General features: G+C 32.7%; 22 protein-coding genes. 7 read left to right on the top strand and 15 right to left on the bottom strand.

From position 1 onward, the window contains the following. Nucleotides 1-375 precede the first annotated feature (375 nt). Complete coding sequence (locus ABH959_RS08205) at nt 376-3,096, top strand: putative bifunctional diguanylate cyclase/phosphodiesterase (RefSeq protein ID WP_404492430.1); 2,721 nt, start codon at nt 376-378, stop codon at nt 3,094-3,096. Between the two features lie 99 nt (nt 3,097-3,195). Here the strand turns inward: ABH959_RS08205 and ABH959_RS08200 are convergent, their stop codons facing one another. From ABH959_RS08200 to ABH959_RS08185, 4 genes are read right to left on the bottom strand one after another with little or no spacing between them, the layout of a single operon-like run. After that, nucleotides 3,196-4,260 (bottom strand): undecaprenyldiphospho-muramoylpentapeptide beta-N-acetylglucosaminyltransferase, encoded by a 1,065-nt coding sequence (locus ABH959_RS08200; protein WP_113936865.1) that lies wholly within the window; start codon nt 4,258-4,260, stop codon nt 3,196-3,198. A gap of 21 nt (nt 4,261-4,281) precedes the next feature. Then, the gene (locus ABH959_RS08195; RefSeq protein WP_060752180.1) at nt 4,282-4,590 is read right to left on the bottom strand and encodes a DUF6572 domain-containing protein; all 309 of its coding nucleotides are present in this window, start codon (nt 4,588-4,590) and stop codon (nt 4,282-4,284) included. Between the two features lie 25 nt (nt 4,591-4,615). Further along, on the bottom strand, nt 4,616-5,527 hold the full coding sequence (locus tag ABH959_RS08190; protein ID WP_113936864.1) for an SDR family oxidoreductase: 912 nt from the start codon (nt 5,525-5,527) through the stop codon (nt 4,616-4,618). Beyond that, nucleotides 5,524-6,510: a UDP-N-acetylglucosamine 4,6-dehydratase family protein gene (locus tag ABH959_RS08185; protein WP_404492429.1), complete on the bottom strand. Its 987-nt coding sequence runs from the start codon at nt 6,508-6,510 to the stop codon at nt 5,524-5,526. The genes ABH959_RS08190 and ABH959_RS08185 overlap by 4 nt, the downstream gene beginning before the upstream one ends. A 467-nt stretch (nt 6,511-6,977) precedes the next feature. On the opposite strand from ABH959_RS08185, the gene ABH959_RS08180 reads away from it, so the two are divergent. Then, nucleotides 6,978-8,156 (top strand): DUF2515 domain-containing protein, encoded by a 1,179-nt coding sequence (locus ABH959_RS08180; protein ID WP_404492428.1) that lies wholly within the window; start codon nt 6,978-6,980, stop codon nt 8,154-8,156. Next, on the top strand, nt 8,131-8,544 hold the full coding sequence (locus ABH959_RS08175) for a CBO0543 family protein (protein WP_404492446.1): 414 nt from the start codon (nt 8,131-8,133) through the stop codon (nt 8,542-8,544). Before ABH959_RS08180 ends, ABH959_RS08175 begins: the two co-directional genes overlap by 26 nt. 53 nt (nt 8,545-8,597) lie before the next feature. On the opposite strand, the gene ABH959_RS08170 is transcribed toward ABH959_RS08175, so the two are convergent. Beyond that, nucleotides 8,598-9,353, bottom strand: coding sequence for an HAD-IIB family hydrolase (locus ABH959_RS08170; RefSeq protein WP_113936860.1), 756 nt, complete (start codon nt 9,351-9,353; stop codon nt 8,598-8,600). A 78-nt stretch (nt 9,354-9,431) separates the two neighbouring features. Here ABH959_RS08170 and ABH959_RS08165 point away from each other — a divergent pair, with 78 nt between their 5' ends. Beyond that, a complete protein-coding gene (locus ABH959_RS08165) occupies nt 9,432-10,121 on the top strand; it encodes a Crp/Fnr family transcriptional regulator (protein WP_113936859.1) in 690 nt (229 codons plus the stop codon). A 55-nt stretch (nt 10,122-10,176) separates the two neighbouring features. Here the strand turns inward: ABH959_RS08165 and ABH959_RS08160 are convergent, their stop codons facing one another. From ABH959_RS08160 to ABH959_RS08115, 10 genes are all read right to left on the bottom strand, one after another. Continuing rightward, complete coding sequence (locus tag ABH959_RS08160) at nt 10,177-10,599, bottom strand: YfmQ family protein (protein WP_404492427.1); 423 nt, start codon at nt 10,597-10,599, stop codon at nt 10,177-10,179. Between the two features lie 65 nt (nt 10,600-10,664). Next, nucleotides 10,665-11,336, bottom strand: a complete 672-nt coding sequence (locus tag ABH959_RS08155; protein ID WP_002088016.1) for an LrgB family protein — start codon at nt 11,334-11,336, stop codon at nt 10,665-10,667. A gap of 23 nt (nt 11,337-11,359) precedes the next feature. Beyond that, nucleotides 11,360-11,716 (bottom strand): CidA/LrgA family holin-like protein, encoded by a 357-nt coding sequence (locus ABH959_RS08150; RefSeq protein ID WP_113936857.1) that lies wholly within the window; start codon nt 11,714-11,716, stop codon nt 11,360-11,362. 33 nt (nt 11,717-11,749) lie between these two features. Then, on the bottom strand, nt 11,750-13,183 hold the full coding sequence (gene pdxR, locus ABH959_RS08145; RefSeq protein WP_002088019.1) for a MocR-like pyridoxine biosynthesis transcription factor PdxR: 1,434 nt from the start codon (nt 13,181-13,183) through the stop codon (nt 11,750-11,752). Between the two features lie 67 nt (nt 13,184-13,250). Then, nucleotides 13,251-14,048, bottom strand: coding sequence for an alpha/beta fold hydrolase (locus ABH959_RS08140; RefSeq protein WP_404492445.1), 798 nt, complete (start codon nt 14,046-14,048; stop codon nt 13,251-13,253). Then, a complete protein-coding gene (gene bshB2 / locus ABH959_RS08135) occupies nt 14,048-14,728 on the bottom strand; it encodes a bacillithiol biosynthesis deacetylase BshB2 (RefSeq protein WP_404491799.1) in 681 nt (226 codons plus the stop codon). Before bshB2 ends, ABH959_RS08140 begins: the two co-directional genes overlap by 1 nt. A gap of 32 nt (nt 14,729-14,760) precedes the next feature. Then, nucleotides 14,761-14,955 carry a hypothetical protein gene (locus tag ABH959_RS08130; RefSeq protein WP_002066705.1) on the bottom strand — a complete coding sequence of 65 codons (195 nt, stop codon included), beginning with the start codon at nt 14,953-14,955 and terminating at the stop codon, nt 14,761-14,763. A gap of 193 nt (nt 14,956-15,148) precedes the next feature. Beyond that, entirely contained in the window at nt 15,149-15,856 is a 708-nt protein-coding gene (locus ABH959_RS08125) for a GntR family transcriptional regulator (protein WP_404492426.1), read from the bottom strand. A gap of 30 nt (nt 15,857-15,886) precedes the next feature. Continuing rightward, entirely contained in the window at nt 15,887-17,296 is a 1,410-nt protein-coding gene (locus ABH959_RS08120; RefSeq protein ID WP_404492425.1) for a glycoside hydrolase family 1 protein, read from the bottom strand. 205 nt (nt 17,297-17,501) lie between these two features. Continuing rightward, complete coding sequence (locus ABH959_RS08115) at nt 17,502-18,491, bottom strand: phosphatidylinositol-specific phospholipase C (protein WP_404492424.1); 990 nt, start codon at nt 18,489-18,491, stop codon at nt 17,502-17,504. 334 nt (nt 18,492-18,825) lie between these two features. Here ABH959_RS08115 and ABH959_RS08110 point away from each other — a divergent pair, with 334 nt between their 5' ends. The 3 genes from ABH959_RS08110 to ABH959_RS08100 all read left to right on the top strand — a co-directional run bounded on the left by ABH959_RS08110 (nt 18,826) and on the right by ABH959_RS08100 (nt 23,679). After that, a complete protein-coding gene (locus ABH959_RS08110; RefSeq protein ID WP_113936850.1) occupies nt 18,826-19,623 on the top strand; it encodes a cell wall hydrolase in 798 nt (265 codons plus the stop codon). 304 nt (nt 19,624-19,927) lie between these two features. After that, nucleotides 19,928-21,265, top strand: coding sequence for an NAD(P)/FAD-dependent oxidoreductase (locus tag ABH959_RS08105; RefSeq protein WP_113936849.1), 1,338 nt, complete (start codon nt 19,928-19,930; stop codon nt 21,263-21,265). 494 nt (nt 21,266-21,759) lie between these two features. Continuing rightward, entirely contained in the window at nt 21,760-23,679 is a 1,920-nt protein-coding gene (locus ABH959_RS08100) for an LTA synthase family protein (protein ID WP_404492423.1), read from the top strand. The last annotated feature ends 61 nt before the right edge of the window (nt 23,680-23,740 follow it).

The following is a 23,740-nucleotide window of genomic DNA, read 5'->3' as shown; positions in this document are numbered from 1 at the left end:
AACACGTTTCTTTAATCCCTCATTAGTATGAGAATAGGTACATACAAAGGTCTTACTTAATACACTTTAATAACGAAAAATCCCCCTCATCTAGAGAGAAGTTCCCCTCACTTTATATGCAATTTTGCATCTTCACTTGCAAATTACTAAAAAATCTTTTAAATTTACAGGATGACTAAATATACAAATTTCATCTACATTCCTTATAACCTAAAAATTATTAACTACAACATTTTTTCAATTTTAAGAAGTATTATACTCTTCATTTTTTTCTTATAAGCATGCTTTTTATAAGGAAATCTGATACAATCCTTAAGTAATATTATTATGTATAGATATTACGAATATAGTGCATACTTAAAGAAGGTGATTTTATTGAAATTAAATAAAAATTTACAACTATGTATATTAATCACAACATTAATATGCTATTCAATCTATTTTATGTTTTTCTTTCTGTTCCCTACTAATTTTTCAAATTTCAATGTACGCTTCGCTTCACTCATCGTTGAAGTCATTACATTTATATCGCTAATTTACTCTATATACTCTAAAAAAGTTAGTTCAAATCCTTTTTGGATATGTATTACAATTGCAATTGGTAGTTTTTTATTAGGAAAAATAGTATATACGTATCAAGATACCTTTTTCGAACTTCCAATACATCATTTTACTATTTCTGATGTATTTTACATGTTTTTTCTATTCTTCTGCCTTATCGCTTTTTGCTATAAGATCTTAAAAGAATGCAATAAATGGGAAAAAGCTTTCTTTATTTGTGATATATGTATAGTACTTACTTCCATATTCACATTAGAATGGTATTTATTTAATCAGCCAAATTTAAATATATTCTCACTTTCACTCGGAGATATTTTCCTTTCATTTCTATATCCAATTGCAGATCTATTATTTCTTCTACTAGGTGTTAGTCTCTTTTTCCGCCCAACAATTTTTAAGTCCAAGCGGAAAATTTATATCTTTATTTTTGTATTAATTAGTTCTGCAACTTTTAACTATATTTATTTTTACTTAAATACCCATTTATCAACTGACACTATAACATTTTTACGTCTTTTATATAGAATACCTATATTGCTTATCGCAATAGCTGGGTCTATTTCAGAAGATGATAATAGCCATAAAAATTATTTCATTGTAAACCCTATACTAGGAAAGAAAGTTTTAGTCGTATTTCCCTATCTTGCTGTTGCAATACTAATCGGGTTTACGTTAAAAGAACAAACATCATCTTCAACTCTCATTACAGGGAATTGTATCGCTTTTGTTTTCGTACTTATTCGCCATTCTATTGTGCGTATGCAAAACGACAGCCTAACAAAACGTTTACAAGTATTTAATGCTCAACTAGAAGAAAAAGTTACTTTAAGAACTTCTGATTTAGTCCATAAATCAGAGGCCCTATCTCAGAAACAACAAAAATTCAAATCATTATATGAATATCATCCTGATCCCATTTTTACGATTGATTTAAATGGAATATTCTTAAATGTAAATAAAGCAGGAAGTATACTACTTGGAGCACCAACGAACGAGTTACTTGGTGAGACATGTTTTTCTATCATTTTAGATGCAGATAAACATAAACTGATATCTGCATTAGAAAAAGTTAAACAACAAGAATCAGCATCCTTACAACTTAGTTCTCAATATAAAGATGGCTTTACTTATTTTTTATACGTTACCATCGTTCCTATTATAATAGATGGACAAATTTCAGGAAGCTATATTATGGTAAAGGATATTACCGCACTAAAAAAACAACAAGAAGAAATAAAATATTTAGCATTCCACGATACTGTAACGAAAATTGGGAATCGATCCTTTTTCCATAGAAAGCTAAGAAAATTTATAAAAAATGCTAAAACAACACAAAGTGAGTTTGCATTATTATATTTAGATTTAGATCGCTTTAAAGTAATTAACGATACACTTGGACATTCGTCAGGTGATTACATATTAGAAGAAGTAGCAAAGCGATTCCAATCATGTCTTCCATCACATACTCATCTGTCAAGAATCGGTGGTGATGAGTTTACAATCTTAATTGAAAACTATACTGACGAAGATTCCTTATTCGAGTTATGTAACCAATTATTTGAAAGCATGGAAAAGCCGTTTGTCATACATGAGCATAAATTAACTTTATCACTTAGTATCGGGATCGCTATATATCCATCTGGTGGAATCGATACCGCTACACTCTTAAAAAACGCTAATGTTGCAATGTATGATGCAAAGGCAAAAGAGCTTAACTCTGTCTCTATTTATGACGATGTAATCGCTAAAAAAATCGAAAGACGATTACGATTAGAAAAAGATTTACCAAACGCAATACAAAATGAAGAATTGTTCCTTTTGTATCAACCTCAAGTTGATAGTGAATCTAATAAAATTATCGGTGCAGAAGCTTTAATCAGGTGGAATCATCCTGAATTAGGTGTTATTTCTCCATACGAGTTTATTCCGATTGCAGAGGAAACACTACAAATTATTCCAATAGGAAAATGGACATTACAGCAGGCTTGTGAGCAAATGAAACGTTGGCACACACTCGGATATTCGCATTTAAAAATAGGGGTAAATTTATCTGCTAAAGAATTTGAACAAGAAGGCTTTGTAAAATCTATTTCTTCTACTTTAGCAACTACAGGCTTACCAGCAAGTTCCCTTGATCTAGAATTAACAGAACGAATTGCAATGATGGATGAGAGAGAAACATTGATAAAACTGCGTACACTAAAAAGTTTAGGGATTCACATTTCAATCGACGACTTTGGTACAGGCTATTCTTCCCTAGCCTACTTACCTTTATATCCCATCGATACGTTAAAAATCCCGAGAGAATTTCTTACAATGTCTGAAACGTGTGAAGATGGAATGGAAATCATTAAAACGATCATCACATTAGCAAATACATTAGGAATGTCTGTCATTGCTGAAGGTGTAGAAACGAAAGAACACGTAAATTTCCTTCAAAAAAATAAATGTCAGTTTATTCAAGGTTACTATTACAGTAAACCTATTCATACTAATGCATTTACTGAGCTATTAGAAATCGGTATTCACCAATAGTACATAGCTAATCGGTATAAGTAATAATGAATTTGAGCAACTATAGTAAAAAGGAAAGAAGATACCTTCTTTCCTTTTGTATTTCTATTTAAATTTCTATTACTTCACCACTTCATTTATTATATCTATTAATTGATGAATCCCCTCATCATTTGTTTTCTTATATCCATTCATGTTTTGAATATATCTCTCCTTATTTGTATACAACTTATTTACTGCATGTGTAAATGTACTACTGTTTACTCTATCTTGAAGTAAAACTTCCGCATATCCTTGCCTAGAAAAATAGTCAGCATTTAAAACTTGATCCCCTCTACTGGAACCATTAGTTAACGGAATAAGCAACATCGGTTTCTTCAAAAATAACAATTCAGAAATAGCAGTAGAACCAGCCCTGGAAACTACAACACTTGCCATATTCAGTATATGCGGTAACTCTTCCCCTATATATTCAAATTGCATATAACCTTCCATTCCGATAGAAGAATCCACCTTCCCTTTACCACACATATGAACAATATTAAAATTTAATAATAATGTATCTAAACTTTTCCTTACCATATCATTTATCCACTTAGCACCTTGACTCCCACCCATTATTAACAATACCGGTTTATCTTGCTGAAATTTACAATAGCTTCTTCCTCGTAATACGTTACCTCTCTCAATTTCTTCCCTTACAATTGGCCCTACATAAACCTTCTTCTCAGTACTTACATTACCCCCTGTTTGAGGAAATGTTGTGCATAGTTTTTTAGAAAAAGGTAATGCTATTTTATTTGCCAACCCTAACGTACTATCTGGTTCACGTATTATTATAGGTACACGATTTAACCATGCCCCTATAACTACAGGAACTGAAACAAATCCTCCTGCCGAAAAGATAACGTCAGGCTTCATTTTCTTAATTAATTTATAACTTTGTAAACAACCGTTTATAATTTTAAAAGGATCTTTAAAGTTCTCCCAATCCCAATATCTCCTAAGTTTTCCTGTTGAAATACTATTATACTTAACATTTTGAACTAATAATTTTTCAATTCCATTTTGAGATCCAATATACTCAACTCCCCATCCTTTTTCTATAAATTTAGGAATCAATACCATATTAATCATTACGTGTCCGGCTGTACCGCCCCCAGTAAAGAGAATCTTTTTATTCATAACTTATATCCACCTTTATCATTAAAAATCTAGCTTTATATTAATCTTTAACTCAAGTCCTATATCTTGTAAGAGATCTTTGATGAGTTCATAAAAATCATTTCCATACTCACTACACTCATACTGAGCAAAAACTTGAATCACATGCCTAGTTCTAGTCTCTAGTGCTGGCTTTATTCGATCAACCTTTTTTTCTTCCACATACGCTCGATATTGATTTATCGCCTCATAGAGGTGCAACACATGCGCTTCTTCATCTTTCCAATCCAACGTATCAACAATCGAAAGAAATAGCGTACTTTGATTATCTATCGCTTCATAACAATTCATATATTTGTTACATCCTTTTATATTTTTATTGAATGCAGATTTCACTACACTTCGCATATTCAAGTACATCTTTTAATGATTGCTGAAATTGAATTTCTGGGATCCATCCTAATTTTTTTATATCCTCTAATAATAAATTTTCATTTGAGCTGCTCCCACTATTCTCTTTTTCTTTTATAGTAAAATTCAGCTGTGTTAATCCTTTAAATTGCTCCAATACATCTAATAAAGAGCGTTTTACTCCTGATCCAATATTATATTGTTTTCCATTTATACCATCACGTAATAACACATGATACGCTTTAACTGCATCACGTACATCCAGAAAGTCCCTACTATCTTTCAAACTGTTTATTTCAATAATTGGTTCACTTTTCCCCAACTGTATATCTATCATTTTTTTTGCAAGAATAGAACAAATGCCATTCGATACTCCTGGACCAATTAAATTTGAGGGCTTTGCAATGATAATATTTGAATCCATTAATCCGCCCCAAGCCTCTGCAATAATGACTTGCATAGTTTTACTTAAACTATATGGATTTGAAACTTTTATATTTTTCATACTATCTGCTTGCAATGCAGATCCTATAACTAATGTTTTACAATGCGAGGCTTCCTGCTTAATGGCTTCTAATAAATATAAAGTCCCTATTACGTTAATCTCTATATATTCCAGAGAAGCTGTCCAAGACTCATTAACTGAGTTTCTTCCTGCTAAATGCAATACATAGTCTGGTTTTATTTGTTTAATTACCTTCATTACTTCACTCTTATTTGTTAAATCACAAGTAATACCATTTTCGATTTTTTCTCTATGTGAACGATTTTGAAACATAGGAATTACATGAAAGCCCTGCTCTAAAAAATATTGGTAAGCATGACGTCCTGTGAAGCCATTTGCACCAGTTATTAAAAGGCTCGCATTTTTTTTCATCGTAAAAACCCTCCTTTTTCTAACATTTGTTTCACCTCGTATTTTGTAAGTAAGTCTTGTTGAGAACTAAAACTATTCACATCCACAAGCGGATAACTAGCATAATATTCTTGAAGTCCTTCTATAGGAATAGTCGGTAGTACCACAAAATAATTTTGATCAAAACTAATACTTGTTTTACTCTCTACCTCAGATAAAAGCATTTCACTTAATTTTTCACCAGGTCTTATTCCTACCTCTTTTATCTTCACGTTTTCTTTTTTTGAATCTTCAATCAATACTTTCGCTAAATCCGTTATTTTACATGCTGGCATTTTCATAACAAAGATTTCTCCTCCTCTTCCTTCAGATGCTGCTTTAAATAACAATCCAACAGCATCTTCAATGGTTAAGAAAAATCTAGTCATATTTGCATCGGTAATCCCTACTTTTGAAGATTGCTTAATTTGCTTTTTAAAAAGCGGTACCACACTTCCACTCGTTCCTAAAACATTTCCGCCACGAACACAAATGAATTTTGTTTTCTTCGTTTGCACATTCGCATGAACCATTAATTTTTCACCAATTGCTTTTGTCATCCCATACGTATTTGATGGATCGGCCGCTTTATCAGTTGAAACATATATAACTTTCTCAACTTGATTCTGGATAGATGCTTCAATTACATTTTGCGTACCATGTATATTTGTTTTTATAGCTTCATAAGGATAATATTCACATACTGGAACATGCTTTAAAGCTGCAAGATGAAATACATAATGTACACCTTGGCAAGCATATACTAGTTGCTCTTTATCACGAATATCTCCAATAATAAATTTTAATCTCTCTTCATTTATAAACTGTTGCTGCATTTCAAACTGAACCGTTTCATTCCTTGAAAAAACTCTAATTTCTTTCGTTGATTTTTCTAATAGTTGTTTTATAAGTTCATGTCCCCACGAACCTGTACCACCAGTAATTAAAATTATTTTATTAAGCATTCCTTTTCCTCCTACCATACATTTCAATTCAAATTGTATTTATTAAGGTTATTGAATTATTTTCAATTGATTCAAATCATAATCGTCGTTTGTTACATTTAATTGACAAAATAAAAAAACAGAAACTATTTTTTAATAGTTTCTGTTTTTCATTTCACTTCTTAGCAATTAGATTTTCTTTATACTGTTTGAATGATCACTATATTACTGATTTAAAAAACACCGCTCATTTATTTCTTATACTCGTAATAAAATAAAGTGAAACTTTAATTAGTGGGGATTTTGTCCATCCCCCACTGATTATTAGTTGAATCAATCGGGCTTTTACGAGCAGCCCCACCCTCACCTAACTTCTTTGCTTTAGCCGACTTTTGAGATGGGAGTCTTACTGCTCGTTAATAGCGGGATAAATGGAATGATTCATAACCAATACCACATTTAAACTCATAGCAAAGGGAGGTAATGGAATGTACCGAAGCAATTCAAGCAACACAAATAACGAACCTTCCAAAGTACTCCCTCTCTCCCTATTCGACGTGAAAAATGAGTTAATACAAAAAAGCAACCTCATCCATTCTGATACAATGTGTAAATTAACGAAAGAAGAGCAACTTATCATCGATAAAATTAAAGCTCAGACAAAAGAACTAAATAAAAATAACGTCACAAGAACACGTGCATACTACCAATTTTACATTCAATATCCAGAAATACATTGGGCACTACTTGGGCATATCGTATCACGTAACGGTGGCTGGAATATGACAGATTTAAAGGGAGATTTATATACGAGGCTTTTATCCGAGAAAGATCAAATTACATTTTTCTCTTTTTTAGAAAGAGGAAATTGGCTCATTTTCCAAGATGTATATCCTCAATTTTTACTATATGAGCAAAGTGTAAAAAAATCAAAAAAGCTATTTCACCTTCTCACTCACTTAAATGTTTCTACATTTATGGAAACAATGTGGAACGATTTTTGGAAAACAGGTAACAAAAAAACATTAGCGATCGCAACTATTATTAATGAACAAAACTACTTAGAAAAAAGAGTTATTCAAAATACACACTTTAAAAAGACTGTATTAAATAGTATTGGATTTAAACTCTTTGATTTTTTTCAGTTTAATCATATCCTTTTCCCATTTTACGAAAATGATAAAAAGCAAAAAGTATTACTATTTGGTGATACAATGAAACATTTCACCTCTTTGCATGAACGAATTTCACTTGGAAAACGTTTGTATTCATTGTTATTTCGGGATACACATATTTTATCTCAAATAATAAACTGGGTCGATCACCATCCACATACAGGCTCAAGAAAAGATTACTGGCCTCATTTATTTTCTAGTGTAAATGAATCTTTTTCGCGTGAGTTTTATAAACGCCGAATAAAGAAATGCCAGTTACGTAGTGACGCGTATCGTATATACAGCCCTGCACTCATCTATGCATGGCGGGATATGAAACATGAAGAAGTTGAAAATGAAGATTGGTTTAACGATTGGCAAGTTGTAAATTATTTAGTTGATAAGGAGGAAAATATAAATGGACAAATTACAGAAGACTACTGCAAAACACTCGAAAAAATTGAACTCGCAATTCTCGCAAAGAAAAATGTCCTCCTTCGAGAAGAAGAATGATTTTTTAGCATTATTAGTTACAGTCTTACTTTCTTCTATTATTGGAACTTGCTTAGATGCTTTCTTTGTGCATACACAAATATATTCCTTTCCAGTTAGACCTTTCTCATCTATATTTTCAGTTAACATAGGCTTTACGTTGTTTGTGCTACCAATTTTAACAATCATTTTCATACAAATTTCAAAAACATTATCTGCAGTTTCTAGAACTCTATTTATTATTTTAATAGGGCTTTGTGCTAGTATTTTTGAACAAGTTGCTGAGAGGCTAGGCTTATTTGTACATAGTACGGATTGGCAGCATAGTTATTCTTTGTTTGGATATATGTTGTTTTTATTTTTCATATGGAAAGTCTATCAGTCAATCATTAATAAAAACGGGTACTAAAAGGCTAACAATCCTTTTAGTACCCGTTTTTATTATGTTTCACATACACATTTTTATGCATATGACTTTGCTAACTCAATAATTTTATCAACAATACTTTGCTCGTCAACCTTTAAACATACGGACGCATGATTTATTAATACTTCATGACTCCCAACACAAATACTTTCCTTAGCATGTATAAACATTGATAAGTCGTTCGAATCATTACCAAACACTACGAATTCTCCCTCTTTTATACCTAATCGTTTTAAACCTTCCCATTTATCAATATGTGGCGGACTTATATCAATAATCCCCTCTTTATCGTGCTCATATATTCTTATAGGAAGTTCTTCCAACGCATTTATGATTAATTCTTTTTTTATATTATCAGGAAATAAAACCACTTTTACTACTTCACCAATTTCATCAATATTCATATTAATAGCCAATTGATTAGGGTCTATGTTTTTGTAGATAGGGTGACTCTCACTTCCTGTATAAGCATAGTTCCATTGACTATCTACCAAATAGGAAAGACTATACTTTTCTATGATTGAACGCATAGCACTTACTGTTTCAATGTCAAAACGTATAACTTCAACAATTTCTCTATCCTTTGCGATAAAAGCACCATTTCCACCAATCATTGAATAATGATGCATATGAGTTGGTAGAACAGGTAATAAATCTCTAATTGGTCTAGCAGATGCAAATATAATCTCATGTCCTATACTATGACAAACGTCTAGCGCTTGAATAATCTCTTTCGTTACTGCGTTTCCTTTAAAGCAAATAGTACCATCAATATCAAAAATAAATTTCATATACATCACTCCTTTCTTTTTAATATATATGAATTATTTTATAATAGATAGGACAGATGTCCCAAAAGGAGAAACATTATGCAAAAGATTGCAGATAATACCTTATTATTAAGCTACTTAAATAATGAGTACATAAAGAAGCTATTCCAACAATTCAATCATCCATTTGAGATTCGCAGATATGCAGCAAAAGAAACTATACTACAAGAAGGTGCAGCTATCGACGGCCTTTACATTCAAATGTCAGGACGTACAAAAATAACTTCAAGTGTAATTACAGGTAAAGCATTATTACTACGATTTTGTTCTGCAGTTTCTATCATGGGGGATATTGAATTAATTCAATCCGTAGACATACAATCTCATGTAATTTCCGAACAACAGTCTGATTTTCTTTTTATCGATAAAAATTATGTAACAAGTTACTTATTACACGATGTAGTCTTTCTTCAAGAGCTAATTCATCATGTCACTTATAAACTCCAAACTTGCACAACAGCTTCACGTATCAATTTACTGGCTTCTGTGGAGACACGCTTTGCTAGTTATTTATGTACAGCCCGAAATCCTTCTAATTTATTTGGGCGAGAAATTCATACTAAAGATCATCATGAAATCGCCTCATTAATCGGGACTACTACCCGTCATCTTAATCGAGTCATTGAAAAACTAATAGCTAACGATATAATTCATAAAAATAACAAACAAATTATCGTAGTCCATTGGAAAGCTATTGAAGAGCTTTCCAATGGACTACGATATGAATAATTAATTATATACATCCTACCTATAATAAAGAGACCGTTATAATAACGGTCTCTCCTTAAGCATAATCTTCAGTTACTGCTACTGAACGACTTTGAAGGCTTTTTGACCGCAAACGATATGCAACTACTTTCTTCTTATATTGCTTTACCACATCAACGTGTTCCTCGTAGCTATATATAGAAAATCTAATCTCTCTTTTTCCTTTCTTCGTCTCCATGACTATCGGTGTTCCATTCCCTTGCGGTGGAAAATAATGCTTATCTAAAAATAAAGCCTCGTTAAATTCATGAATAATTTGAAGTTTCATTTCTCCTTCTATACTTTCCCCATCTACCGTTACAGTAGTATTTTCCTCATCAAGTTTTTGGTGTAACTCAAATCTACTAATAATTGATTCTACAACAGAAGTTGGCATACTAGAAACTAGTACTTTAAGAGCACCAAAAATAAATAATGTAACTATAAACCATGTTGTCATTTTCATCATCTCCATTACGCTCTAAAATGAGTAGTGTTATACTCCTTATTACGATTCATTAATTTTCAAAATAAAAATTTCACTCCATAAGGTACTAATATACTAATAAGTATCCCTGTTACAATCATCGTTACCGAACCGATAGTTGCCTCTTTCTCTCCTTCTTTCACTAGACGGCTCACACCAATAATATGTGATGCGCAGCCCATCCCCACTCCTTTTCCAATCGTACTTGTTATACGGAAAAACTTAAGTACTGTCGGTCCGATAATAGCACCTGTTATTCCTGCAACAACTACAAAACTAGAAGTCATAGATGGAATGCCACCAATTTGATCCGCTAATGAAATGGCAATAGGCATTGTCGCTAATTGTGGTAAAGTTGTTAATATAAGTTCCTTATCTATATTTAAAATTCCACCAATCACTACATTCATACTCGTTAAAGCCACTATACCTATCACTACGCCGATTAGTATCGCTAAAAAGTTTTTCATAAGTATCTTTCGCTCTTTAAATAGAGGTATGGCTAACGCTACAATTGCAGGACTCAAAAAACCTGAAAGAATGTCTCCCCCATTTTCCTTATACTCATGATGAGAAATACCAAATATCAAAAATAAGCAAATCATAATTGCTGTAACTGTTAATACCGGTAACGTAAATGGAAACGTAAATTTTTTATATAACTTTGTCGCCAATAAATAAATTACTACAGTAATAATAATTAAGACCATTTGAATCGTGCACCTTGTCGATTTTATTTTTTTGATGTTACTAATAATTGACTTACATACCCTGAAACAATCAATGTTACTACCGTACTTGCAACTACTAAAAGGAATATAACACTCCCCTTACTTAAAAGAAAAGATCCATATTCCATTAATCCTGTTGTCGAAGGAATTAGAAATAACGGTAAAAATACTATTAACTTTTCTGCCCCTACCTCAAACCACTTTAATGGAAAAACACGAGTAGAAAGGAGTAGAAACAATATTAACATCCCTATTAAACTTCCTGGCATCGACAGATGGAATACTCCTTGAATCCACGTACCAGCTAAGCTAAACACATATAGCACGCCTACTTGAAGTAAAAGCGTCACGTACTTCATTTCTTTCCCTCATTTCCATATTACGCTTCACTATTATGAAATCTCATTTAATGTTTCCGCAAACCTTGTAACTCCAAGCTGAATTTGTTCTACATTCGCTCTGCCAAAAGTAAATCGGATATATTCACTTTTCGAACCTAGGACGCTTCCTGGGACAAATGCTACACCATTTTGTATAGATTCACCTAGTAAATGATATTCATCAAACGTTCCTTGCACTTTGCACCATAAATGTATTCCGCCCTCAGGAACAAAAAATTCAATCTGGTCCCCTAATATTTCTTCAAGCTTTCTAATTAACTCATCTCTTCTTTGTTTCAGTTGTCCACGAAGCATCGTAATATGCGTATGAAAATCCTCAGATTCTAAAAATTGGTTCGCTACCCACTGTGTAAATACACTATGACCGAAATCAACTTGCTGCTTCGCATCTGCCAATCTCTCAATTACGCGCGTGGGGCCAATTACCCAACCAATACGTAATCCTGATGCAACAATTTTTGATAATGAGCTCACATAAAGAACATTCCCATTTTGATCCATCGATTTCAATGTTGGATTCACTTCTCCATTAAAAGAAGTCAAACTATACGGATCATCTTCTACAATCGGTATACCAAATTCAGAAGATAGTTCTAAAACCTTTTTACGTCTTGCCAATGAAAGTACCGTTCCAGTTGGATTTTGATAATCCGGATTTAAAAACACCATACGAATGCGATGCTTTTTGTGCAAATCGATTAAGTCATCTGGATTCATACCATGCTGATCAACTGGTAAACGGAATATTTTTAAACCTGCTGATTTAAACATTGGAAGTGAATAACAATAGGAGGGATCCTCAATTGCAATCGCATCTCCAGGCTTTAACAAACATTGAACGATAAGATTAAGTGCTTGCTGAGCTCCAGATGTAATAAGAATAGAGCTTGAATCTGCTTCTATTTGTTTATATTGCTCGACATGTGCCGCAATGGTTTTTCGCAACATTTCATTTCCAAGCGGATGGTCATAACCGAGATTTCCCATAAATGTTTTCTCCGACAAAATTGTTCGAAATCTATCACTCGGAATTAAATCTGATGACAATTCACCACTCGCTAAATTGATTAAATCATCTTTTTGTGTTTCCGTTCGAATTTGTTGAACAAGTGGTACATTAGGTAAGAACGATCCATCCTCAACGTACCTACCCCAGTTCGGTATTCGTTTATGTGACACACCCCATATATCTGTATTCACCCGAGTGCCGCTTCCTTTTTTCCGTTCTACTACCCCAAGTGATTTCAATTCCTCATAAGCAGCTACGACCGTACTCCGGTTCACTTGTAAATTCTGTGCTAACATACGCTCGGAAGGCAATTTTCTATCAGAAGGGAATTCACCGGTAGAAATGCCTCTTTCAATGTAATCAGCAATTTGTTTATAAACTGGTATCTTATCTTCACGATTCGGTTGCCATTCCATTTAGTTCCCTCCTCTCCAAGCTGGTGTCCTGAACTCATTAATAACAGTATTCACTGCATAAATGGTATTAATCAAGCGCATGATTTAAAAATGCCTCTACCGTCACATTAAAGCTAGTAGGCTGTTCTAAATAAGGCAAGTGTCCACTATTTTTCAACTCAACGAAAGTCACGTTTCTCAGGTGTTTTTCAAATTCTCTCACATACTTTTCCGGAACAAAATAATCATTCTCTCCTCGTATTATTAATACAGGACATGCAATGTTAGAGAGGTATGGTCTTTGATCGTAATCAACTAATTCAGCAAATAACCTTTGAATATGAATCGGATGAATCGTTTGTAGGGATTGATGAAATCCTCGGACAATTGCATCATTATCTTCTACTCCCATTGCTCTCAATAACGTATCCGCCCAAGTTTTCCCTTTATCCTGTAAGCTAAGTAAATCATATACTTCAAGTCTTTCTTTACGATCTGCCTGTTCTAAATAGGGAAATGCATTTACAACAATTAAGCTAGAAACAAAACGTGGATATTGAATAGCAAAATCGATACCCACTCTAGCTCCTTTTGAAAGACCACAAATTGTTACTGATTTTAGCTTTAAATGATTACATAACTCATATAAAACATTTGAATATTCTTTAAAACTAATTTCCATCCCTTCGGATTTCCCATGCCCAGGTAAATCGAGTGAGATTACGGTCCATGTCTTCTTGAAGTATTTTCTTTGATATAACCAATTATTCGAATTTCCTCCAAGACCGTGTAAAAACAATATGACAGGCCCCGATCCTTCTATATTGTAAAAAACCTTTCGATTCTTATATTCAAAATACATATTCATCACCTTCAGATGTAGCATCACATATTTTTATCTTTGAATGAATATATCCAAAACGGTTCTCTTTCTAACCACTCAACTGTTTCTGGAACACCATCTTCATACTCTCTTTTCAGTTCCGTTACCTTAGTCGCAAATTGTGATGCATGTGCTTGCAATGCCTCGAGCTTTTTTGGAACATATTCTTTTACTTCATTTTTAAAACTTGGAGGTCCTATTTCTGCTTCATGATTATTTGAAAAAGCTACAGCATAAAATGTTGGCCTTTTATTTTCCGGAATATTAGCTAACGCCCTGGCTACCGCTTCTCCTGTTGCATCATGATCTGGATGCACTGCATATCCCGGATAAAAAGAAATGACTAACGAAGGATTCAATTCTTCCACATATTTTTGTATTACACTTCTTAATTCTCCAGGAGTTTCAAATTCAAGCGTTTTATCACGATATCCCATCATACGTAAATCTTTAATCCCTAAAATATTAGTAGCGCTCTTTAGTTCTTTCTCTCTTATAGCATATAAGGATTCACGTGTTGCAAAAGGAGGATTTCCCATCGCTCTCCCCATTTCACCTAACGTTAAGCAAACATAAGTAAGAGGGACTTTCTGCTCAGTATAAGCCAAAATTGTTCCAGCCACGCAATACGACTCATCATCCGGATGCGGGAAAACAACTAAAACGTGGCGCTCATTTTTCATCAATATATTAACTCCTTCATCATATACAAACTTTATAAAATAACGACCGCATACCAAGTAACTCCTACAAGAAGCACTAAAAGAAGAATGATATAGATAGCGGATAAGTTTTTCACATTCCTCTTTGTAGACTTACCGTAATTCTCCTCTACATTTCGTGCGACTAGTACGGTCCCAAACAGTGATACAACTACAATAATAACAACTAGTGAAATCGCAAAACTCATTGTCTTCCACCTCTCTAAGGCCAGTCTATTTTAAAGCATGAATAAAATACTACCTTTCTTCTCTTATCATAATAGAAGTTTATAAAAAACGGACCAACCACTTTTGTGTTTTTTTGCTCATCCACTTTAAAAATAAAAAGCAACTGCTCACTTAGGACCAGTTGCTTTTTTACAAGGCTACTTATATTCATTTTCAATTAAAATTAATCCGATTTAAAAGTTTAGTCTTTTCATAATGAAACATTGATTGAGATAGCTCGAAAATTGTTCCATTTACAAGATAAACTGTATTTTCAATAAGAAGCGCTGGATCACCTTCATTTAGTTCTAAAAGCTTTGCATTTTCTTTATTTATTTTTTCACAACTAATAACTTTATCGGCAAAGCCAATATTTAATCGTAAATCTTCAATGAAATAACTGTATACAGAGCTTAATGCGATGTCTTCATTCAAATAAAGAATGATATCCTTTTTGAAATAACTTACTTCAATAGAGAATGGTTTCCCATCTACAATTCTTAAGCGCTTCAAAAAATATAACCTAGTTCCAACTTCACATTGCATCTGCTTTGCTATCTCTTCATCCGCATCTATTACTTCAAGCTCTAACACTTTCGTTTCAATATTTTGTGAAACGAGGTTTTTCGTTAATCCACGCAAACTGCCTAGATTAATGTAATCTGTTACAGAAGTTTCGCGTAAAAACATTCCACTACCTTGCACTTGAAAAATATAGCCTCTATTCACAAGCTGACTAATTACTTTACGTATCGTATTACGGCTTACTTCAAATCGGTTCATCAACGCTTCTTCTGTAGGTAGTTTTTTCGTTTCATTAAAAAGCCCATCTCGAATGTCTTGCTCTAAAACATCAGCAATTTGTTTATACTTTGCACTCATACACTTTCTCCTAAAATACTCTTTTATCTGTTATAACTCTTCTCCTCTCGTTTCGATCACATGCTTATACCAATGAAACGAAAGTTTCTTCTTACGTTTTAAGTTATCATTATGATCGACAAAAATAAAGCCATATTGCTTTTTATATCCATTTAGCCAACTTAATAAATCGATAACAGACCATGCATAATAACCTTTTAAATTAATTCCCTCTTGAATTGCACGCTTCACTACTTTTAAATGATCTTCAATAAATTTAATTCTCGGAACATCTACAATTTCTCCGTCAATGATTGGATCTTCATCACCAAGTCCATTTTCCGTTACATACATCTTTATGTCACCGTAACGCGCTTTCAACATATGCAATCCATCTAAGAAACCTTCGGGAGATATTTCCCAACCCCATTTGGTATATGTTTTATCATCCATTTTTACTGTTCGATAAAAACCATCAAAAGAAGGATTACCTGGAGCAAGTGTTGAGTTTTCTCGAGAATGCTCCTCGCTCTTTATATCCATATCATATCTTTCTACTCGTATTGGCTGATAATAATTCAAGCCGATAAAATCATTTTTTTCGGCATTTTGTTTAATGATTTCTAATTCTTCAACCGTCCAATTAGGAGTCCACCCATTTTCCTTTAATTGTTGTACAACATAAGACGGATACTCACCTTTTAAAACTGGATCGTAGTACCAATACGTTTCATATTCATTCGCATGAGTTGCTGCTAGTATATTTTCTTTTTGATCATCCACACTATAAGCAGGTAAGAAAACATGTGTAATCCCAATCTCCCCATACTGTTTCAGCTGCTTGTACACCGCAACTGTTTTCGCATGCGCATAAAATACATAATGAGTCGCTTGAAAATACTTTGGAACATCATTTTGTATTCCTGGTGGATGTGCACCTTTTAAATAGCCTAATCCACAAAACATTACTGTTTCATTAAAAGTAATCCAATGTTTCACTCTATCACCAAATGCCTTAAAGCAAATTTCTGCATACTTTACAAAAGCCTCTGCTGTTCGTTTATTCGTCCACCCACCATCTTTTTCTAACGGTAATGGTAGATCCCAATGATATAAAGTGGCAAACGGTACAATCCCGTACTTTAAACATTCATCAATTAAGTTGTTATAAAATGCTATTCCTTTTTCATTTACCTCTCCATCTCCAGTCGGCAAAATTCTCGCCCAAGAAATAGAAAAACGATACGATTCTAATCCCATCTCAGCCATTAAGCGAACATCTTCCTTATATCGATGATAATGATCAACAGCTACATCACCATTTGTCCCATTGTATGTTTTGCCAGGAATTTTTGAAAACTCATCCCAATTCGTAACACCTTTTCCATCCTCATTCCATGCACCTTCTACTTGATAAGAAGCTGAAGCAGCCCCGAATAAAAAATCATGTGGAAACTTCATAATATATACCTCCGTTTCATTACAACAAATCAAATTCATTACTACATATAAAATTTATAGGTACAAATTTTATATGTAGTAATTATAGCTTAAGTTTCGATTTTTTTCTATCATGAACGTACGATATGTAAAACTATATTTGATATTAATTTTTAGAAAACAAAAAAGAAGCGACGTATTTCATCGCTTCTTACCATGACAATCTTTACTCTTTTACAAGTGACTTATTCGCTCTTATAACTTCTTGATAAAGTATTGGGGACCATTTTTCATTTATATAATCTTGAATTACCCAGCCCACTCTCGTAGGATTCTTTTGCTTCATATAGCTTGCAATTTCAGGATTTATGTAGGACGCATAATAATATGGACTATTCCATGCTGTACCACCAGAAGACAAGCTTGTAAAATTAATATATAGATGATTAACATCTTCACTATTGCTAATCGTCTCATTTATTGTATCTTTAATAGCGTTTACTTTCTCATCATAACTCACTTTATATTGATCTTGTACTGTTACATTTACATTTTGATTTATAGTTGAGGTAAACGTCTCATTGTCTGGCCAATAGAAATTATTATATCCCCCAGATTCATTACTACCACTATATCTTTTTAGTAATACAATTTTCCCACGAGCATCTCCAAGCTTTATATTCCCTTCTGTTTTTAAAAAGATTGGATCACGAAAATAATTTTTCTCAAATGTACTACTAAATGAGTTTTCCGCCCCTTTCATATCCTCATACTCTTTTTTTAAAGACATAATAATCGTTTCACTTGGATTATCTTTTAAAAATTGTTTCGCTTCATTTATAAATTCATGCAATGTTACATAAAGATATAATGGCCCATGATGAAGAACTATCGTATTATCATCTGTTAAACGCCCTCTAATATCAAAAATTCTAGCTCCGTGATCCATTTGGTAACGAAAATTATATTCTTGCGTCATTCCCCATACTTGCTTTATCGGATTTTGCAACTTGAACGTTCCACTATCATGTGTTCCTGGAATTGAAATTCGTGCTAACGGTATGTTATCGGGTATAGGTTGCATCCATCTTGACCAATTTTCAAGTTCATTAATAGAGCTAGCTGCAACTACTTGCTTATCATTTAAAGCAAATACAAATGTACTAAATATAGTACTACATATGAATAATTTCAAAAAAAATTTCTTATTGCTCATTATTACTCCTCTCTTTTTCTGTTTTTATATCAAACTTATTGAATGTAATATAGGGTAGTTAATAAAAAAACATTCACATATTCTCAATGCATTAGGAAAATTTAAAGTCCCTTTCTACTAGATAAATTATAGTAATCAACAACATAAACTTCAATGGGCTTTCATATGCAATATTTCATATTTGGGTCCTACATGATATAAATAAAAAACTTATGATGATTATTTATTCCGTACGTGCTAATATACTTATATTAAAATATAAATACGTACCTTATATACTCTGAACTACATTATTCAACAGCTAAAACTTAATTTTTTATTAGGAGGATTTACAATGAAATTATTAAAAATAAAACATATACTTCCTTTATCTGCAGTAGCACTTACATTCGTATGTAATCAAAGTACAGCTGAAGCTTCCACCATACATACAGTAAAAAAGAATGATACACTTTGGGGCATCAGTAAGCAATATGGCGTTTCCATACAGGCCATTAAACAAGCGAATAATAAAGGAAACGATCAAGCTTTTATTGGAGAACAGTTACATATTCCAGAATCTATGAAATCAAATGAGGTTACAGTTCATCAAAACGAAAAAACTACGAACACTTCTGGACAAATTATTTACCAAGTACAACCGGGAGATTCATTAGAAACGATAGCAAAGCGCTACAACGTAACCGTTCAATCTATAAAACAAATTAACAACACAGTCGGTAACAAGCTTTATACAGGACAACATTTGAAAATTAATTCCAGTATTTCCGAAAAAGAAAAAGACTTAATGGCACGCTTAGTTACCGCGGAGGCAGGTGGCGAATCATATAAAGGAAAAGTAGCTGTAGCAAAAGTTATCCTAAATCGAGTAAATGCAAAAGGATTTCCAAATACAATAACAGGTGTTATTTATGAACCTATTAAACGCGGATATGCATTTACTCCTGTTACCGATGGTAGAATTAATCAGCCTGCAAGCGCTGAAGCAAAAATGGCTGTAGAAGAGGCTATCTCCACAAGTGGAATACATTCTGATTGGCTTTATTTCTACAACCCAAAAACATCAACAGACAAATGGATTACGACACGTCAAACAGTAGCAGTAATCGGTAACCACGTCTTCGCTAAATAAAACTATAATTCCCTTCAAATTTATACACTTAACAACTATTTCAAATGATTAACAGACCTCTTTACTTAAAAGGTCTGTTCTTTTTATATTTAAGCTTTTTATTAACCATATGATAAAATGATTGTTTAAAAGTATCTCTCTTTTCAAATAAAAAACTGTTGTATCTCATTCATCATTTAGAGTAATTGAGAAAGTATCAAATCCACAACTATGACTTTATTAATACAAGCTATTTCTTAACTTCATAAAAGTGTTATACACTAAGAAAATAAAAAACAAACTATTCGTTAGCAGGTGAAAGAATATGTATGATGTTACAATTATCGGAGCTGGAGTGAGTAGCATTTTTATGGCTTATTCACTAGCTAAAAGTAATAAAAAGATTTTAATTCTTGATAAAGGTAAAGCGCTAGAAGATCGCCATTGTCCTTTAGACCAAGGAAAAGTGTGTAATTGTACTACATGTGATAAATATTTCGGGTTTGGTGGTTTAGGAAAATCTGAAGGAAAATTTAATTATACAAACGGATTTGGCGGAGAACTTGAGCAAAAAGTCGGTAAAGAAGGCTTTTTACAACTTATGGCTGAAGTAGATGAGATTCTATGTCAGTTCGGAGGAAATTCTGTTTCAAAATATTCTACAGAAAATCCAACCCTTAATAAGAGAGCTGAAACGTGTGGTTTACAAATGCTCACAACAGAAGTAAGGCATCTTGGCACTACACTTTCAAGTAATATTTTTCAGCAGCTCTACGAATTTTTACTTACGAAAATAAATATCCGATTCCATATAGATGTAGAACATATCATAAGGCAGAAAGATCATTTTAAAATAGATACCAATCAAGGAATAGTTCAATCTAAGCAACTCGTATTTGCAACAGGACGTTCCGGGGCGGATTGGTTAAAAGAAATGTGCACTTCTCTAAATATTTCTCAAGAGCAAACTCGTGTAGATTTAGGTATTAGAGTAGAGATGAAAGAACACCAATTACGTTCTATATTAAAAAATACATTTGAGACGAAACTTTCTTATGAGCATGAACTTTTCACGGCTACTACTTACTGTATGAATCCAAAAGGACGCATTATTCGAAAGTACGAAGACGGCTTGATTATGCCTGACGGTCAAAATTTCCGAGAGCAAGAAACTGGCACTTCTAACTTAAATTTCACTTTATTTATCCCGCGCTATTTTCCAACTCTCAAAGAAGCAAATGTATACGCAAGTTCAATTATTAAAAACATTAACCAAGGACGAGATCGGATTGTTATACAGCGTTTAGAGGACTTAATAAAGAAACAACCTACAGCGGAGAACAACATGAAACATAATCGTATACAACCTACACTACACGGAGATTATGGAGACTTGAATAAAGAAATTCCTCCACTATATATTGAAGGACTCAAAAAATTTTTATTACGTTTAGAACAATTTATCCAAGAACCTATCGATCAAGATACTTTATTATATGGAATTGATGGCAAGTTCTACGCTCCTACAATAAAAATCAATAACCATTTTGAAACAAGTATGAATGGGCTATTTTTAATTGGAGATTGTTCAGGCGTCACTCATTCATTATCTCAAGCAGCTGCAAGTGGCCTGTATGTTGGAAAATACTTGTCTGACATTTAATTGTTATAATTTAGATACCAATCAAACATTTTGAGTTTCACCAGTACTTTACTTATGTAGTAATAGCAGGAATGAAATCCTTCCCGTGCTACTGATTAACCCACAAAGAATCGGGATTTTACAAGATACATATTTAATATAACCATGTATGTAAAACTATTGACATTCAATTCTAACAAATTTAATGTCAATAGTTTTACAAGTCTCTATTCATTTTCACTTTTATTTGTTCGATATTTTGTAACATCGCCGTAGTGTTTAATATGTTAGGATGTCTATAAGTATTTTTTACTACAACTATGGCTTTTTCTGCTCCGTTTCTAAAAAAATTAGATTTATGTTACTTCGCTTTAAAATTCTCCATTATATGTATATGAATACTTCAAATTATTACCTTTAGAAAGATATAATCTAAATGGTTCACCACACTCTAATAGTTATAAAAATATAATATATAACATTAGTTAAATAAATTCTATAAAGAAGGTGTAAAAATGAAGAATAAAATAAATTTACAACTGCAAAATATAAGCTTTGTTATAATAATTGCTTTAGCAGTATGGTTAAAAACATATCTTATTACGCGATTCAGTTTTGATTTAAAAATTGAGTCTTCTATACAAGAACTTATTTTGTTTATTAGCCCCCTCGCTGCATCGTTAGCATTTGTTGGATTAGCATTATTTGCAACCGGTGAAAAGAGAAATTATATAGCGCTATGTATTAATCTCTTATTAACAATCGTACTTGTTGGGAATGTAATGTTCTATGATTTTTATAATGATTTCGTTACGTTACCAGTACTTGGACAAACATCAAACTTCGGCCAATTAGGCGGCAGTATTATAGAAATATTGAACTACAAAACTATACTCGCATTCGTAGACATTATTTTCTTCTTTATTTTATTAAAAAAGAAAGCAATAGTCTTTAAAACAGAACGTGTAACTCATTCTTCACGCTTATTATATTTTCTTTTAACAATTGGTGTATTTTTTGCAAATCTACAGCTTGCAGAAAAAGAACGACCTGAATTATTAACGAGATCCTTCGACCGCGTAATGCTTGTGAAAAATTTAGGACTATACACTCATCAAGTATATGATTTAACACTACAAGTAAAGGCTGGATCCCAAAAGGCACTTGCAGATAGTAGTAAATTACAAGAAACTGAAAACTACGTAAAATCAAACCAAAGTGAACCAAATCCTAATATGTTTGGTGCAGCGAAAGGAAAAAACGTAATTGTCGTTACTCTTGAATCTTTGCAAACCTTTTTAATAGGTGCATCAGTTAACGGTCAAGAAGTTACGCCATTCTTAAATGAATTCATAAATGAAAGCTATTATTTCGATAACTTTTTCCACCAAACTGGTCAAGGAAAAACATCGGATTCTGAATTTCTAATAGATACATCGTTGTATCCATTAAATCGAGGTGCTGTATTCTTCACGCACGGTAACAACGATTATACTGCGACTCCAGAAATTTTACGTCAGCAAGGCTATTTCACTTCTGTATTCCATGCGAATAACGCAACATTCTGGAATCGTAATATTATGTACTCCGCTCTTGGTTATGATCGTTACTATAATGAACTTGATTACAAAATTACACCCGAAACAAATTTAAATTGGGGATTAAAAGATATCGAATACTTTGATCAATCAGTAGATATATTAAAAACTGTTGATCAACCATTTTACGCTCGTTTCCTTACTTTAACAAACCATTATCCATTTACGTATGATGAAGATACAAAATTCATTGAACCATACAACTCTGGTAATGGCGTATTTGATCGTTACATCGTAACAGCACGTTACTTAGACGAATCAATTAAAAAATTTATTGAGCGTTTGAAAGCCGAGGGAATGTATGATGATTCTATTATTGTGTTATACGGTGATCATTACGGCATTTCTGAAAAACATAATCGCGCAATGGCACAGTTTTTAGAAAAAGATCAAATAACAGAATTTGATACTTTAAATTTACAACGCACACCTTTATATATTCATATCCCTGGCCAAACAGAAGGTCAAACTATTTCAAAGCCTACGGGACAAATCGATATGAAACCTACTATTCTAAATTTATTAGGGATTGATACTACTAACGATATCCGTTTTGGCCATGATATGTTTTCAGATGAATATACCGGTTTTGTTGTTTTACGTGATGGTAGCTTTATTACAGACAAGTATGCATATACAAATCATACTTTTTATAATCGAGAAACAGGTGAGGTTGTAGATTTACCAAAAAAAGAAGCTCAAGAAATGATTAACCGTGCACAAAATGAATTACGAATGTCTGACAAAATTATTGAAGGCGATTTATTACGTTTCTCAGAAAGTAATAAAATTAAAACTGGAGAAGTAAAAACTAAAATTAAAGAAACTGAAAAATAATCTATATGGAAAAGGAGCAACTTATTAAAGGTTGCTCCCTTTTTACTTTCTTATAACACAT

Origin of the sequence: Bacillus sp. RC51, from assembly GCF_044908115.1 — a bacterium.
Taxonomy (GTDB): domain Bacteria; phylum Bacillota; class Bacilli; order Bacillales; family Bacillaceae_G; genus Bacillus_A; species Bacillus_A mycoides.
Note: the sequence above shows the minus strand (reverse complement) of the source record. Positions and strands in the feature narration are given on the sequence as shown.